Annotated in this window: 15 protein-coding genes; 4 read left to right on the plus strand and 11 right to left on the minus strand. The window is 38.9% G+C overall.

Annotated elements, in window-relative coordinates:
- Positions 1–82 precede the first annotated feature (82 nt).
- From phoU to sodA, 5 genes are all read right to left on the minus strand, one after another.
- Complete coding sequence (gene phoU / locus MUG87_RS07915; RefSeq protein WP_247086944.1) at positions 83–739, minus strand: phosphate signaling complex protein PhoU; 657 nt, start codon at positions 737–739, stop codon at positions 83–85.
- Between the two features lie 25 nt (positions 740–764).
- Complete coding sequence (pstB, locus tag MUG87_RS07920; protein WP_247086945.1) at positions 765–1,580, minus strand: phosphate ABC transporter ATP-binding protein PstB; 816 nt, start codon at positions 1,578–1,580, stop codon at positions 765–767.
- A 407-nt stretch (positions 1,581–1,987) separates the two neighbouring features.
- Positions 1,988–4,120 (minus strand): peptidoglycan D,D-transpeptidase FtsI family protein, encoded by a 2,133-nt coding sequence (locus MUG87_RS07925; RefSeq protein ID WP_247086946.1) that lies wholly within the window; start codon positions 4,118–4,120, stop codon positions 1,988–1,990.
- Positions 4,121–4,204: 84 nt separating this feature from the next.
- Positions 4,205–5,476 (minus strand): MFS transporter, encoded by a 1,272-nt coding sequence (locus MUG87_RS07930; RefSeq protein ID WP_247086947.1) that lies wholly within the window; start codon positions 5,474–5,476, stop codon positions 4,205–4,207.
- Positions 5,477–5,614: 138 nt separating this feature from the next.
- A complete protein-coding gene (gene sodA / locus MUG87_RS07935) occupies positions 5,615–6,226 on the minus strand; it encodes a superoxide dismutase [Mn] (RefSeq protein ID WP_124563380.1) in 612 nt (203 codons plus the stop codon).
- Positions 6,227–6,454: 228 nt separating this feature from the next.
- Between sodA and MUG87_RS07940 the strand changes: the two genes are divergently transcribed.
- The 3 genes from MUG87_RS07940 to ispG all read left to right on the plus strand — a co-directional run bounded on the left by MUG87_RS07940 (position 6,455) and on the right by ispG (position 8,805).
- Complete coding sequence (locus MUG87_RS07940) at positions 6,455–7,219, plus strand: DUF1189 domain-containing protein (protein WP_247086948.1); 765 nt, start codon at positions 6,455–6,457, stop codon at positions 7,217–7,219.
- A 67-nt stretch (positions 7,220–7,286) separates the two neighbouring features.
- Positions 7,287–7,607, plus strand: coding sequence for a hypothetical protein (locus MUG87_RS07945; protein WP_247086949.1), 321 nt, complete (start codon positions 7,287–7,289; stop codon positions 7,605–7,607).
- Positions 7,608–7,722: 115 nt separating this feature from the next.
- Positions 7,723–8,805 (plus strand): flavodoxin-dependent (E)-4-hydroxy-3-methylbut-2-enyl-diphosphate synthase, encoded by a 1,083-nt coding sequence (ispG, locus tag MUG87_RS07950; protein WP_247087591.1) that lies wholly within the window; start codon positions 7,723–7,725, stop codon positions 8,803–8,805.
- A gap of 23 nt (positions 8,806–8,828) precedes the next feature.
- Here ispG and MUG87_RS07955 read toward each other — a convergent pair whose 3' ends face one another.
- The 4 genes from MUG87_RS07955 to MUG87_RS07970 all read right to left on the minus strand — a co-directional run bounded on the left by MUG87_RS07955 (position 8,829) and on the right by MUG87_RS07970 (position 12,068).
- On the minus strand, positions 8,829–9,242 hold the full coding sequence (locus MUG87_RS07955; RefSeq protein ID WP_247086950.1) for a Fur family transcriptional regulator: 414 nt from the start codon (positions 9,240–9,242) through the stop codon (positions 8,829–8,831).
- A gap of 13 nt (positions 9,243–9,255) precedes the next feature.
- A complete protein-coding gene (locus MUG87_RS07960; protein WP_247086951.1) occupies positions 9,256–10,089 on the minus strand; it encodes a metal ABC transporter permease in 834 nt (277 codons plus the stop codon).
- Positions 10,086–10,862: a metal ABC transporter ATP-binding protein gene (locus MUG87_RS07965; protein WP_247086952.1), complete on the minus strand. Its 777-nt coding sequence runs from the start codon at positions 10,860–10,862 to the stop codon at positions 10,086–10,088. The genes MUG87_RS07960 and MUG87_RS07965 overlap by 4 nt, the downstream gene beginning before the upstream one ends.
- 327 nt (positions 10,863–11,189) lie before the next feature.
- Entirely contained in the window at positions 11,190–12,068 is an 879-nt protein-coding gene (locus tag MUG87_RS07970) for a YitT family protein (protein ID WP_247086953.1), read from the minus strand.
- 120 nt (positions 12,069–12,188) lie between these two features.
- Between MUG87_RS07970 and MUG87_RS07975 the strand changes: the two genes are divergently transcribed.
- Entirely contained in the window at positions 12,189–12,440 is a 252-nt protein-coding gene (locus MUG87_RS07975) for a DUF2624 domain-containing protein (RefSeq protein ID WP_247086954.1), read from the plus strand.
- Here the strand turns inward: MUG87_RS07975 and MUG87_RS07980 are convergent, their stop codons facing one another.
- Complete coding sequence (locus MUG87_RS07980) at positions 12,441–13,334, minus strand: deoxyribonuclease IV (RefSeq protein WP_247086955.1); 894 nt, start codon at positions 13,332–13,334, stop codon at positions 12,441–12,443.
- A gap of 45 nt (positions 13,335–13,379) precedes the next feature.
- Entirely contained in the window at positions 13,380–14,684 is a 1,305-nt protein-coding gene (locus MUG87_RS07985) for a DEAD/DEAH box helicase (protein WP_247086956.1), read from the minus strand.
- Between the last annotated feature and the right edge of the window lie 174 nt (positions 14,685–14,858).

Raw genomic sequence — 14,858 nt, forward strand, 5'->3', positions numbered from 1 at the left:
CAATAAGCCTATTTTGTCAAATAAACAAAAAATTTGCTGCAACGAACTGAAAATAAATAAAAGCGCCCCTCAAAGGACGCTTTTATTCGTTCAATAAGTAATGCTTACCTTTAACAAGGTAGAATACATTCTCAGCAATATTAGTAATGTGATCTGCTACACGCTCAATGTAACGGGCAATAAACGATAATTGTGTAATCTGATTAATTCCTTCAGGGTTTTGTGGAATAGAAGACATGAAATCTCGTACGGCTTGTCCGTATAGCTCATCTACCACATCATCCATTTCAGCAATTTGTTTTGCAAATGTTAAATTTTCTTCTTGATACGCATCCATAGATAATTCCAACATGGAACCAGCTTGTTTAAACATATTTTCTAGCACATTTATTGTTACAGCTACTTCTTTTTCTCCTAAACGAATTGTTGATTTTGCAATGTTAACAGCATGATCAGCAATTCGTTCTAAATCAGTTGCAATTTTAATGGAAACAAAAATGCGTCGCAAATCTGTTGCAACGGGTTGTTGCTTTGTAATAAGCATTAGTGCCAGCTCATTGATTTCTTCTTCTAAATCATCCATACGATTGTCATTATCAATGACCTGCAAAGCTAATTCTACGTTGCGAGTACGCAGTCCCTCCATCGCTATTTCCAAGGCTTCCTTAGACAACGTCCCTAGCTCAACCAGCTTAGCTCGCAACGTTTTTAAATCATAATCAAATTGCTCACGTACCATGCCCTTACCTCCTGAGATAAATGAATCAACCAAATCGTCCTGTAATATAATCTTCCGTTCTCTTGTCAGTTGGTGTTGTGAACAGTCGGTTTGTATCTGTATACTCAACGACTTCACCGCTTAAGAAAAATGCTGTGCGATCAGAGATACGTGCCGCCTGTTGCATGTTGTGCGTTACAATGACAATACTGAAGTCCTTTTTCAGTTCTTGAATCAGTTCTTCCACTTTTAAAGTAGAGATTGGGTCTAACGCGGACGTCGGCTCATCCATGAGAATTACATCCGGTTCAATCGCTAAGCAACGCGCAATACAAAGACGTTGCTGCTGTCCACCTGACAATCCATATGCGTTGTCATGTAACCGATCTTTTAACTCATCCCAAATCGCAGCACCGCGCAAGCTTTTTTCCACGATTTCATCGAGCTTTTTCTTATCTCGAATGCCATGGATTTTCGGACCGTAAACAACGTTCTCATAAATAGATTTTGGGAATGGATTTGGCTTTTGAAATACCATTCCTACATGCGTGCGCAATTCTTCTACATGGTATGCTTTATCAAAAATATTTCTGTTTCGGTATTCAATTACACCTGTTGTACGTACAATAGGTACAAGTTCAACCATACGATTTAATGTTTTTAAATACGTAGATTTTCCGCACCCGCTCGGACCAATAATTGCAGTTACTTCGTTTTCATATATGCTTAAGTTAATATCTTTTAACGCATGATCTTCACCGTACCATAAGTTTAGATCTTTTGTATCGAATACAATATTTTTAGGCGCTTCTGCCTTTGTCACTTGTTCTTTTGTTGTTACATTTACAACTGTAGAAACCATTTTGTTTTCCCCTTTCATCCACATGTCAGGAAGCATCTATCTTGCATTCCGTTTGCTCGCACCACATTCTCACAACATACAGTACATAATCATATACATTAGTATGACCGGAAAAATTATTACAATTCTTCCCTAATTACAAATCGGAATGTAACGTGGTTTGATTATATACTTAGCAAACGTACTGACCATAAATATAAGGATACGGTTTAACTATTAATGCGGTTTTAATACTTTGTAAATGTTTTGTAAATAGGGGCACTTTCTTTGTTAAAAATATGTCTAACGCTACTTATAAATTTTTGCGACAGTTCAGAAAGTCATCTGTGGAATCTCTTCAATTCATAGATGACAATTAACGTTAGCAAAACCTAAAAAAGCTTTGCGCCAATATGCGCAAAGCTTTTTTATGAATTATTCGTACTCTCCGGTACAATGGTAGGATCTGCTTCTATTTTAACGGCTTCTTTTTTCAATTCAAAATATGCATCTAACGCTCTGCGGCCAATGATTTTATTAATACGATTGTTATCATCAGAAACCCATGGTACAACTACCGAAAAAGCAACTTCTGGATTATCGTAAGGCGCATATCCAACTAACGTTAAGTTGTACGTTGGTGGCAATGTCCCCTTTGGACCGCTCTTTCGTTTTGCTTCGTCAGGACCATCATAAAAGGTCTGTGCTGTGCCTGTTTTACCAGCAGGCTGATATGGAGCTGTACTGAACACATTTGTCGCAGTTCCTTGTGAATCGGACATTACAGCTCGAAAGCCTTCTTGTACACGTTTAATATACTCTGTGCTCATATCAACGCGGTTTAATACCACAGGTTCCATTGATTTTACCACTTTACCAATTTCACCTGGTTTTGAAACTGGATTGCGCACTTCTTTTACAATTTGCGGTTTGATTCGGTATCCCCCGTTCGCAATTGTAGACACATATTGTGCCAATTGAAGAGGCGTATACGTATCGTATTGACCAATAGATAAGTCAAGCAATAGTCCGGGCACTTTTGTTTCTGCTCCTTTAAATCCGACCGATTCATTTGGAAGATCGATACCTGTCGGTACACCTAGCCCAAATTGGCTGAAATAATAGCGCATTGTATCATATGCCTTAGAAGGGATAGATAACGGTGCGCCAGGTACATATTTGGCTCCTGCAATCTCCATCGCAATCCGAAACATATATACGTTAGATGAACGCGCTAACGCGTAGTAATCGTTAATTGGTCCCATTGTTTTATAAGACTTTTTAACTGGTGTACCTTTGATTCTGATGGGCTCATCCACCAATATGCTACCAGGCTGGATAACGCCTGTTTGAAAACCTGTTAGCACAGTCGCACCTTTTACTGCCGAACCCGCTTGATAGGAGCTGGTCATGGTTCCAAGCGCGTAATCACTCACCTGTAGCTGTCCTTGTTCATTCATGACAAGTTGCTTGCCCGCCATGGATAAAATTTCTCCGTTGCGCGGGTTCATCATCACAACAAACGCGCGGTCTAAAAATTGGGTGCCCCCCTTGGACTTAGCTACCTTTAGCTCTTCTTCAATAATTTGCTCTACTCTTTTTTGCAGCTCCATATCGATAGTCAAAATTAAGTCCTTGCCGCGCTCTCCTTTAGACAAATACACCTGTTCTAAAATATTCCCATCTTTATCTGTCACATTTTTAATTTGTGCCTTTGTTCCGTGCAGTACATCTTCATACTGCTGCTCAATGTAGCTTTTTCCAACGCGGTCATTCCGGTTATAATCACGTACTAAATAATAGTCAAGCTGTTCGCGCGGTAGACCTTCATCTGCATTAGTGACTGTTCCCAGTACAGATGTAAACATATCACCATAGGTATAATTACGTTCCCAATCTGTAGTTGTATCCACCCCTGGCAAGCGATCTAAATTTTCGCTGATGCGTGCATACTCTTGAGGTGTTACATCTTTATTTTTGATAATTTGCGGTGTCATGGCATAACCACCGTCCATTTTCCGCTTAATCGCTAACACTTCTAAATCCGCCGGCGTAAATTCATTTAAATCTGCAGCTGTGATACGTTCTAATTGCAAATTATAAATGTCTTTATCGTCCAGTTTCTTGGCTTCAAATGCATCCCATTCTTTTTTGGTAATTTTCTTTTTGGCCTTATCTGGGTTCAATTCAATCCAAAAATCTTTTTTATCTCGCTCTGTCAACTTATCTGTAGGCATATCCATAAGCTTGGCTAATTCTTTTGCAAGCTCAAGACGCTCTTCGCTCTTCGATCCTTTCATACGTGTATATGTAATGGTTCGAAGCGGTGTGTTATCAACAACTGTTCTGCCATAGCGATCAAACATTTTTCCGCGCGGTACGGGTGTGTTAACCGTTAAATTTTCCGTGCGCTCAACTTCTTTCGTGTAGTCCTCTCCATATACAATTTGGACAACACCCAATCGCAAAATGAGCGCAGAAAACATAACAAACACGATAAAAAACAATATATTCAGCCGAGTTGGCACATGACTCTTTTTCTTCTTTTGCTTCTTTTTCATGACGGTCCCCCTTTTACAGCAAAGAGACACCTAATGAGGTGTCTTTGTACGTACAGTTTATTGTAGCATAAATAAACAGCTAAGTTAACCATCACCCTCTGTAACTTCTTGTCTTGATCTGGAAACCTCTAGACCTTCCGGTGCTTTTTGAGCAGGATCAATGTTTCGAATCGCAAAATAAATAAGTGAATGTCCGATTCCGACAATCATGAGTAAATATGAAAGGCTCTCTTTTGGATCAAAAAAGAAAACTGCAAATAAAAACGCGGTTATAGAACAAATTCGGCCACCATTTAAAAATAATTCACGAACAACAATATATTCCACACGACGCTCCTTTGCTTTAGTCGCTCTCCCAATTACATCGTATGTCATAGAATTATAAGGAACCAACAAGATAGGGTATGCCACTGAGATACAAGCTGCATACAATAGCAGTTTTGGATATGTAACATCAATTGCCACTAAATAGACAGCGGCATATAAAATGAGTCCGCCAACCAATATGGCTTTTTTACGAAAACGATCTTTAATAAGACGCGCAGCAATATAGTACATTAAAAAAGAAATACCAGAGCTGATTAATCCGAACTTTCCAATCGCAAGTTCACTGCCAGTCACAATGAACACAAATACAGAAATAACAAATATAAATGTTCCTTCGCGTAGCCCTTGAAAAAAATGTGCCCATGTAATTCGCTTCCAATTTTGATTGTGCTGCCGTTCCTGAAATGCTTCTATTAATTCATATTTTCCATCACATTCACGTCGCGACAGGAAAAAGCTTAATACAACAGCAATACTAAACATAATTAACGATAAAATAAAAATAAACGTATAACCGTTCCACTTTTTCATGTGCGAGATGATAAGTCCTGCTACAATAGGACCAATCATGCCGGAAAATGATGTTAACAATCCTAAGAAGCCATTAAAAAAGTCACGTGTTTCCGGTTCCGTAATTTCAAATGTTAACAAATTAAATGCTAACCAATAAAATCCATAGCCCGCACCTAAAATTGCGCCGATTAAAACAATGAATTGAGAGGCGCTGGTACCTAAAACCAGTACTGTAATAAAGAACACTGCCAGTGCACTGACACCAAGTCGCAAAATAATAATTCTGTCAATTCGTTTCGCCAGTTTTCCAGCTATCACAAATGTAAGAGGCTGCAAGACAACAACTGATAAATTGTACAGTCCTAAATTAACAAAGTCCTTTGTTTGTTTCCACAGATAGATATTTACAAATGTGTTTGATAGGGATATGGCAAGTGTATAAAGCCCACCTACGATTAAAAGTAAAACCAAGTCGCGATTCACTTGCACATCACCAAGTAAATACTTCATCTTCATATATAACTCTCCTTTGCTTCACGCTTTAGTCTCTCAAAAAGAGCGAAGAGTATACACAAAACAGCTAAACCTGGCTCACTTTTAACCCCATAATAAGTAAAACCCCTTTCTCATGAGAAAGGGGTTTTACTTATTGCATTATTTTGCGTCTTGGTAACGTTTTTCTACTGCGTTCCAATCTACTACATTCCAGAACGCACCAATGTAGTCAGGACGACGGTTTTGGTAGTGCAAGTAGTATGCATGCTCCCAAACGTCCAGACCTAATACCGGCGTTTTACCTTCCATTAGTGGAGAATCTTGGTTTGGTGTGCTTGTTACTTCTAATTCGCCGTTGTTTACAACAAGCCATGCCCAACCAGAACCGAAGCGAGTTGTTGCCGCTTTTGTAAACTCTTCTTTGAATGCATCGTAGCTTCCAAATTTCTCGTTAATTGCAGTCGCAAGCTCACCTACAGGAGCGCCACCGCCATTTGGAGAAAGGATTGTCCAAAATAAAGAGTGGTTTGCATGACCGCCGCCGTTGTTACGAACAGCTGTACGAATTGCTTCCGGTACTTCGTTCAAATCAGAAATTAAAGCTTCCACACTCTTTGCAGCAAGCTCCGGATAGCTTTCCAAAGCAGCGTTCACATTTGTGATGTACGTGTTGTGATGCTTTGTATGATGGATATTCATTGTTTCTTTGTCAAAATGTGGTTCTAAAGCGTCGTAAGCGTAAGGCAATTGAGGCAATTCGTATTTCGCCATTGTAAATTCCTCCTAAAGATATGTATTTTGAGCAATATATAAGCTGCTCAGCTTTATTTTACAACATTTTCAGAAAAGTGAGAATTACAAGCTACACTTCTCATCATAAAAGTATCAAATTTTAAAAGGGATTTCAAATGATATGTTTTGCACATATCAATGGTACAATCTTGTAGACTATCCCAGTTTTACGTTACAATATGAAGAGTACATAGAAGGAGGAATACAATGTCCATATTTACACAGCTTGTAAAAAGTATATACTCACCAAAAGATATAGCGCGTTTTCGCTTTCAAAAAGTCGGAAAAACCATTCTATACATATTACTCCTTTCATTGCTTGCTACTATCCCTGAGACAACACAATTCGGCACAATGCTTAAGCAGCAATTTTCGCAATTACAACATATGGTTACTTCAGAGCTTCCAGACTTTACAATTGAAAACGGGGAGCTGCGCGCTGACATCTCTGAACCCATTATAAAAGAAGACGAAACGTTTACCTTTTTATTTGACCCAAATACAACAGAATACAAAAGCGACGCCCTAAACGGGTTATATATCTTACAAGATCGGGCCATTACAGTTTCGGCAGGACAAGTACAAACCTATACGTATGACACCTTCAAAGAGTGGACAGTTACAAAGAAAGATATAGAAACATTTTTATCACGTGTGAAATCTATGTATCCAATCGCATTGTTCATTATCGGGTTCTTTTTATTCTTAGTAAACGCCTTTACAACTTTTATTGGTGTTACCTTTGTTGCTTTTATCGGTAATATACTCGCTCGTTCTTTACAGCGCCCGATGCAGTATAAACAAGCGTGGACGCTTACAGCCTACAGTTTTACATTACCGACTGTCTTCTTTATTATCATGGATTCTTTACGAATTCATGTAAGTGCGCATCTATTCGTATTTCTATTTACAGCGATTTTTGTTTTATATTTGACTATAAAAGAAATTCCACAAAAAAAAGTAAAAGCCTAAATGCCGCAAATGCGGCATTTTTTTATGGGACAAGCATATATTTCTCTACAAAAGGAGTGAGAACTATATGAAGCGACTATTCGTTACGTTGTTTATACTCGTAATTGGCTATGCTGTATTTTATGATATCAAAATTGGCACACTGCCCTTTTTAAGCTCTTATCCAACCCAAAAAGAAACAGTAGCTTTACCACAAGGAGAAAAAGCTACTTATAAAAACATTGAAGTGAAAAGCGGCGATACAGCACTTTCGATTGTAGAAGCCATCAGCAAGTCCAAATCACCTTCTATTGAAAAAGTCGTAGCAGATTTTAAAAAATTAAACCCGGGGGAATCACCCTCCAAACTGCGCATCGGAAAAACGTACAAATTTCCAATCTACCAATAAAGAGAAATTACAGCATAATTCTTGTCGCACAGCAGAAGCATTGATACAATAGACAAGAATAACAAATGATACACACATAACCTTTTATAAGGAGAGCGATCTATTCGTGAGTGAAATTACACATCGTACGAAAACACGTCCCGTCAAAGTCGGGAATTTAACTATTGGTGGAAGCAATGAATTATTCATACAAAGCATGACCACAACCAAAACACATGATGTGGAGGCAACAGTAGCAGAAATTCTTCGCCTTGAAGAAGCAGGTTGTCAGGTTGTTCGTGTTGCAGTTCCGGATGAGCGTGCCGCAGATGCAATTCCTGAAATTAAAAAGCGCATTAATATTCCGCTAGTTGCTGATATCCACTTCGACTATCGTCTAGCTTTAAAAGCAATTGAAGGCGGTATTGATAAAATTCGTATTAATCCAGGTAATATTGGACGCCGAGAGAAGGTAGAAGCTGTTGTGAATGCAGCCAAAGCAAAAGGTATTCCCATTCGAATTGGCGTAAACGCAGGCTCTCTTGAGAGAAAAATTTTGGAGAAATATGGATACCCTACTGCTGATGGCATGGTAGAAAGCGCTCTTCACCATATTAAAATCCTTGAGGATCTAGACTTCCATGACATCATTGTGTCCATGAAAGCTTCCGATGTAAATTTGGCAATTGAAGCATACGAAAAAGCAGCAAAAGCGTTTGATTACCCATTACACTTAGGAATTACAGAGTCTGGTACATTATTTGCTGGCACTGTAAAGAGCGCAGCCGGTCTAGGTGCTATCCTAAGCAAAGGTATTGGCAATACATTGCGCATTTCTTTAAGTGCTGATCCAGTAGAAGAAGTTAAAGTCGCACGTGAGCTACTCAAGTCTTTTGGACTTGCGTCAAACGCTGCAACACTTATTTCTTGCCCAACATGTGGTCGTATTGAAATTGATTTAATTAGCATTGCGAACGAGGTGGAAGAATATATCTCTAAAATTAAAGCGCCGATTAAAGTTGCCGTTCTCGGCTGTGCGGTAAACGGTCCAGGCGAAGCACGCGAAGCTGATATTGGTATCGCAGGGGCACGCGGAGAAGGTCTCCTTTTCCGAAAAGGCGAGATTGTAAGAAAAGTGCCGGAAGCGGTCATGGTGGAGGAGCTAAAAAAGGAAATTGACAAAATTGCTGAGGAATATGCAGCAAAGCAAGAGAAATAAAAAAGGGAGCGCTAAGCTCCCTTTTACTGTATACACCTTGGACATTTACCATATACCTCAAACTTATGTCCCGTCACTTCATATCCTGAAAAGCTACCTAAAATATCATCCATCGGGCACATTTGAATTTCTTTGGTTTGCCCGCATTCCAGACAAATGAAATGATGATGATGTTCTTTTACTGGACAAGTGAAACGGAAATGCTTTTCACCGCTCAATTCTGTTTGTTCCAATATCCCTAAGTCTACAAAAATAGACAGGTTTCGATAGATGGTATCAAAGCTAAGACCAGGATAATTATCCTTTAAATTCTCGAGAACATCTTTTGCTGTTAAATATTTATTATGCGTGGCAAACAGCTGCAACATATCCTCACGCTTGCCTGTATATTTATATCCTTTGTCCTTCATGAGCTGCAGCGCAGATGTTACATTCATTGAAATCCCCTCATTACGCAGTTTTTTTCTTTTTCCAAAGAATAGCTCCTACGAGGATTATAACCGCAATGACAACAATTGTGCCACCAGGAGCCAAGTCTAATTGATACGAAGTAATTAATCCCCCAACAACAGCCAACTCTCCAAATAGAACAGAGAACAAGATCGTTTGCTTAAAGCCTTTTGCAATACGAATACTTGCGGCAACGGGTAATGTCATCAACGATGAAACAAGCAAAATTCCCACAACACGCATAGAAGCCGCAATAACTAGTGCAACTAACATAATAAAGGCAAAATGAATCCATTTAGATTTTAATCCTGTTGCAGTAGCGTATTCTTCATCAAACGAAAGCAAAAATAACTCTTTATACAATAAAATGATACTTATTACAACTAGAAGTGTAATAGCTGTAATTGCAATTAAATCACTTCTACTCACCGCACTTACGCTACCAAATAAATAATTAAACAGATCTGTATTAAAGCCTTTGGCTAATGAAATAAAAATAACCCCTAGACCAATGCCGCCTGATAAAATAATAGGAATTGCGAGTTCTTGATAATGCTTATACACCACCCTTAGCTTTTCAATAAACAACGCACCGCCCATTGAAAAAAGCATACCCATGTATAGAGGATTAATGAAGCCTCCTGTAAACACCGTCTTTTCTAGCAGTAAACTTGCCGCAATTCCTGATAATGTTACATGACTGAGCGCATCAGCAATTAAGGAGAGGCGACGAATCACAACAAACACGCCTAATAAAGGAGCTGCTAAACCAATCAGCAGTGCAGCATACAGTGAATTTCTTAAAAAATCATATTGTAAAAAATCTTGTATCATTGTATCCTCCCGTGCGCGTGCTCATGCTCCAAAACCTGCACATGATGTCCATAGAAATTCGATAACTCCTCTTCCTTCATCGCTTCAAACTTTTCTGTTTCTCCGTGAAAATGCAAATATTTATTCAAACAGGCTACATGTGTTACTTTATCCGTAATGGTACCAATATCATGTGTGACAAGTAATAACGTGATTCCTAAATTTTGATTTAAATCTCCAAGCATCGTGTAAAAGCTTTCTACATTACCTGCATCAACACCTACAGTAGGCTCATCTAATATTAGCAACTGCGGTTCACTCACGAGTGCACGTGCAATAAATACGCGCTGTTGTTGACCACCTGAAAGCTCTCCAATATTTCGAGAGGAAAATTCGCTCATACCAACATTAGCAATTGCTTGCTTCACTTTGTTTTTATCGGCTTTATTGAGAAAACGGAACAAGCCTTTTTTTGAGACAAGCCCCATCGCTACCACTTCAAATACAGTAGCTGGAAAGCCAGAATTAAAGCTGTTCGCTTTTTGTGATACGTAGCCAATCTTACTCCAATCTTTAAACTTACGACTATCTATTCCAAACAAACGAATTTGGCCGTCTTTTGGCTTTAAAATACCAAGTATACATTTTAATAAAGTAGATTTCCCTGAGCCATTCGGTCCAACCAAACCAAGAAATGCACCCTTTGGAACAGTTAACTGAATATGTTCCAATACATTTTCACCTTCATATCGATATGAAACGTTATCAACCTCAACAATAGCTTGTTCTTTCATATGCTTCACCTTTTATATGCGTAATAATTACGATTTGTTTATGACGAGCTTAAACTAAATTATTGTAACGCATTGCAGATAACACGTCAAATAATTAATTTTTAATGATACGTATCTGTTAAGGTTTGTTGTTGATTTTCGTTACGGGGGTTCGCTGTCCGCGGGCTGTCAAGGAGCCTCCTCAGCGCTCTGCGCCTGCGCGGTCTCCTTTGACCCACTTTTCACGTGGCAGTTTCCCCCTTCACTCCCATCAACAAGTGCTAATTATCAACATCGGGCTTTAACACAGCCGATGATAACAGAAAAAACAGAGCTGCAACAGCTCTGTTAGTGAATGGCCGATTTAAATTTAGCCCCTTGTGTTTCTTGTGTACTCATAATGGTAATAAATGCTGCTGGATCAATTTCATGAACAATGGACTTTAATTTCGTAACCTCCAACCTTGTCACAACAGCATAGATAACTTCCTTTTGCTCGTCCGTATAGCCACCCTTACCCATCAACTTCGTTGTCCCCCGGCCTAGTCGATGTAGAATAGCATCTGATACGTCTTCATAGTAATCGGATACAATAAGTACGGCTTTTGTTTCATCCAGACCTTGGATAACTGTATCAATCGTTTTAAAGGCAATGTAGTATGTCATTACAGAGTACATTGCTTGCTCCAGTCCAAACACAAATGCCGCCCATGCAAAAATAAAAATATTGATGAACATAACAAACTCACCAACAGAAAATGGCAATTTCTTTGTTAGTAAAATTCCCATGATCTCGGTTCCATCTAATGAACCACCATGTCTGATTACCAACCCTACCCCTACACCCAATATAAGACCACCAAATACAGTTGCTAAAATTGGTTCTGTGGTAAATGGATCAAAATCATGCAGCCTACTTTCAATAAGAGCTAAACATACAACTCCAAAGATAGATGAGAACATAAAAGTTTTGCCAATCTGTTTATAACCTGAATACATAAACGGTAAGTTTAGAATCACAACCAACGTAGAGAAGCTCAGCCAAGGCATATGAGGTGTTAAATAATCTAGGATAAGAGACACACCAATAATACCGCCGTCAATAATTTGATTTGGCATTAAGAACAACTCGATGGCAATTGCCGCACAAGCCGCTCCAATAATAATCATCACAATCCTGTAAATCAAGTGAAGTAAGCTTTCTTTTTTATGCTGTTTTTTTCCCATAATTCCTCCTTAAGTGTTGTTTTATTTTATTGTAGCATATCCTTACCTAAGCTTTCCCGGAATATGAACAAGCCGATTACACATATATTCCCATAGAACGCGTTACAAGGGGGAAAGCATATGAATATCATCCAACATTTAGTCAATAAGAAATTGAACAATATGACTGGTCCCGATTTGTTGAAATTAAGTAAAGAATACAATATTTCTATTACTGTAGAGCAGGCGCAGCAGGTATCTGTCTTAATCAAAGGGCAAAACATCAACATTTATAATGACGCAGAACGACTTGCATTAGTACAAAAAATTGCGAAGGTCACGTCACCAGCAACCGCTCAACAAGTCAATACCCTGTTACAAAAGCTGCTATAATTAGCCTACTACAATCTTATCCAGTAAAGTAGGGTCGAATTTCCCATTTTTTAACATTTCAATTTCATACTTATATGGCGGCTTTTTATCATTTTTATCTTCACCCACATATGGCGTTTCTAAAATTTTCGGCACGTGAACAAGCTGTGGATGATGTACAATGTAATGTAAAGCTTCAAAACCGATTCGTCCAAAGCCGATATTTTCGTGCCGGTCCTTTCTTGTTCCCCGTTCGTTTTTACTATCATTAATGTGCAACACACGTAAACGCTCTATGCCAACAATACGGTCAAATTCCTCTAACACACCGTCAAAGTCATTCTCGATATTGTACCCTGCATCATGCACGTGACAAGTGTCAAAGCAAACTGAAAGCTTTTCATTGTGCGTAACACCTTCTATAATTTGAGCGATCTCTTCAAAGCTTCGGCCACATTCTGTTCCTTTCCCAGCCATTGTCTCCAGAGCAATTTGAACGGATTGATTCGGTGTAATCACTTCATTTAATCCTTCAATAATCTTTCGAATGCCAACGTCTGCTCCAGCTCCCACATGAGCGCCCGGATGAAGTACAATTTGCTTAGCCGCGCGCAATGCTTCTGTACGCTCAATTTCCATTCTTAAAAAATCGACTCCAAGCTGAAACGTGGCCGCATTTTCCGAGTTACCAATGTTAATAATATACGGCGCATGCACAATAATTTCATTTATCCCATGGTCTTCCATATGTAAAAGACCCGCAGCAATATTCAAATCCTCAATTGGTTTTCTACGCGTATTTTGCGGTGCACCGGTATAAATCATAAATGTGTTCGCACCGTACGAAACAGCTTCTTCACTTGCTGCAAGTAGCATTTTCTTTCCACTCATCGAAACGTGTGATCCAATTTTCATCCTCATACCTCCATGCTTTGAAAAAAGATAAAGGGCATGGGCCCTTTATCTTTTTTTACCGTATTTTCTTTTAATTTTCTCGCGGTCTTCTGCAAGCTTTTTCTTATATCCAGGCTTTACTTGTTTTGGCTTTTTCACAACCTTTTGTGCCATCACATCTAAGTCATCCTGTTGCTTCTTACGTGTTTGTCTCTTATGACGCGCACCTAATTCTACCCATTCGCCATCTTTTAGATCTACATGACGGAAACTAATATTACGCTTTTCCAGTCTTTCTAAGGCATCAGAATCAGACAACTCATATAGGGTAATAGCGTGACCGGATTGTCCAGCACGCGCCGTACGACCAACACGGTGTACATAGAAATCAAGGTCTTCTGGTAATTCGTAGTTAATAACATGACTGATTCCTTCAATATCAATGCCGCGTGCTGCCAAATCAGTCGCCACGATATATTGATATTCTAAATCTCGGATTTGCTTCATCATTTTCTTGCGCTCACGCGGCGTTAAATCGCCATGAATGCGGCCTACTTTAAGACCACGCTCTGCCAGTCCCATCGCAACTTCTTCTGCCGTTTTTTTCGTATTTGTAAATACGATTGCCAGATATGGTTGATATGACACTAAAATATCTTTTAACAAGTTTAATTTATTTCGATGACGTAACGGGATAATAGCATGTTCGATCTTTTCCGCAGCCACTTGCTTAGGGTTAACCTGTACATACTCTGGATTTTCCATATATTTTTTCATAAACAATTTTAGCTTTTCCGGGATTGTTGCTGAAAAGACAAGCATTTGTAAGGTTTTAGGCATACGGGCTGCAATTTTATCTACTTCTTGAATAAAACCCATATCAAGCATCAGGTCTGCTTCATCCACAACAATCATGTTCGCAGTATGCACAAATAGTGCTTGCTCCGCTACAAGATCCTCAATGCGTCCCGGCGTCCCCACAACAATATGAGGTTGCTTTTTCAGCTTTTCGATTGTGCGCTGTTTATCTGTGCCTCCAATAAAGCAACGAGCTGTAAGTTCTTTACCTGCTGGAGAAAACTTCGTTAATTTTAATACCTCTTGATAAATTTGTTGCGCCAATTCTCTTGTAGGCGCAGTAATCACTAATTGTACCTCTTCACGTTCAGCAGCAATTACATTTATACAAGGAAGTAAATATGCGAGTGTTTTACCCGAACCAGTTTGAGATTGGCCAATAACGCTGATTCCCTTTTTAGCCACTGGAAAAATTTTCTCTTGAATTTCTGTTGGCTTAGAAAAGCCTTGTTCTTGAAGTGCTTCTATAAGGAACGGTTGAAAATCAAACTTCTCAAATGCTTCAGTTTTCATTTCGCCACCTTCTTTCGTTAAGTTTTCGTTCAAAAGTAAGACAAGATTATATTATAGCAGATTTCTCATAAAAAATCCACGCTAGACAACTCCATGTATCTCATCACACATACACAATACTTGGGTGACTTTTACGTTTGTTTATATAAGTCTTCCCGCTTAACAATGACAGAC

Source organism: Ectobacillus sp. JY-23, assembly GCF_023022965.1.
Lineage (GTDB): Bacteria > Bacillota > Bacilli > Bacillales > Bacillaceae_G > Ectobacillus.

Coding starts and splice junctions, on each gene's coding strand:
- phoU (WP_247086944.1), bottom strand. CDS start 739: ATGGTACGTGAGCAATTTGATTATGATTTAAAAACGTTGCGAGCTAAG.
- pstB (WP_247086945.1), bottom strand. CDS start 1,580: ATGGTTTCTACAGTTGTAAATGTAACAACAAAAGAACAAGTGACAAAG.
- MUG87_RS07925 (WP_247086946.1), bottom strand. CDS start 4,120: ATGAAAAAGAAGCAAAAGAAGAAAAAGAGTCATGTGCCAACTCGGCTG.
- MUG87_RS07930 (WP_247086947.1), bottom strand. CDS start 5,476: ATGAAGATGAAGTATTTACTTGGTGATGTGCAAGTGAATCGCGACTTG.
- sodA (WP_124563380.1), bottom strand. CDS start 6,226: ATGGCGAAATACGAATTGCCTCAATTGCCTTACGCTTACGACGCTTTA.
- MUG87_RS07940 (WP_247086948.1), top strand. CDS start 6,455: ATGTCCATATTTACACAGCTTGTAAAAAGTATATACTCACCAAAAGAT.
- MUG87_RS07945 (WP_247086949.1), top strand. CDS start 7,287: ATGAAGCGACTATTCGTTACGTTGTTTATACTCGTAATTGGCTATGCT.
- MUG87_RS07955 (WP_247086950.1), bottom strand. CDS start 9,242: ATGAATGTAACATCTGCGCTGCAGCTCATGAAGGACAAAGGATATAAA.
- MUG87_RS07960 (WP_247086951.1), bottom strand. CDS start 10,089: ATGATACAAGATTTTTTACAATATGATTTTTTAAGAAATTCACTGTAT.
- MUG87_RS07965 (WP_247086952.1), bottom strand. CDS start 10,862: ATGAAAGAACAAGCTATTGTTGAGGTTGATAACGTTTCATATCGATAT.
- MUG87_RS07970 (WP_247086953.1), bottom strand. CDS start 12,068: ATGGGAAAAAAACAGCATAAAAAAGAAAGCTTACTTCACTTGATTTAC.
- MUG87_RS07975 (WP_247086954.1), top strand. CDS start 12,189: ATGAATATCATCCAACATTTAGTCAATAAGAAATTGAACAATATGACT.
- MUG87_RS07980 (WP_247086955.1), bottom strand. CDS start 13,334: ATGAAAATTGGATCACACGTTTCGATGAGTGGAAAGAAAATGCTACTT.
- MUG87_RS07985 (WP_247086956.1), bottom strand. CDS start 14,684: ATGAAAACTGAAGCATTTGAGAAGTTTGATTTTCAACCGTTCCTTATA.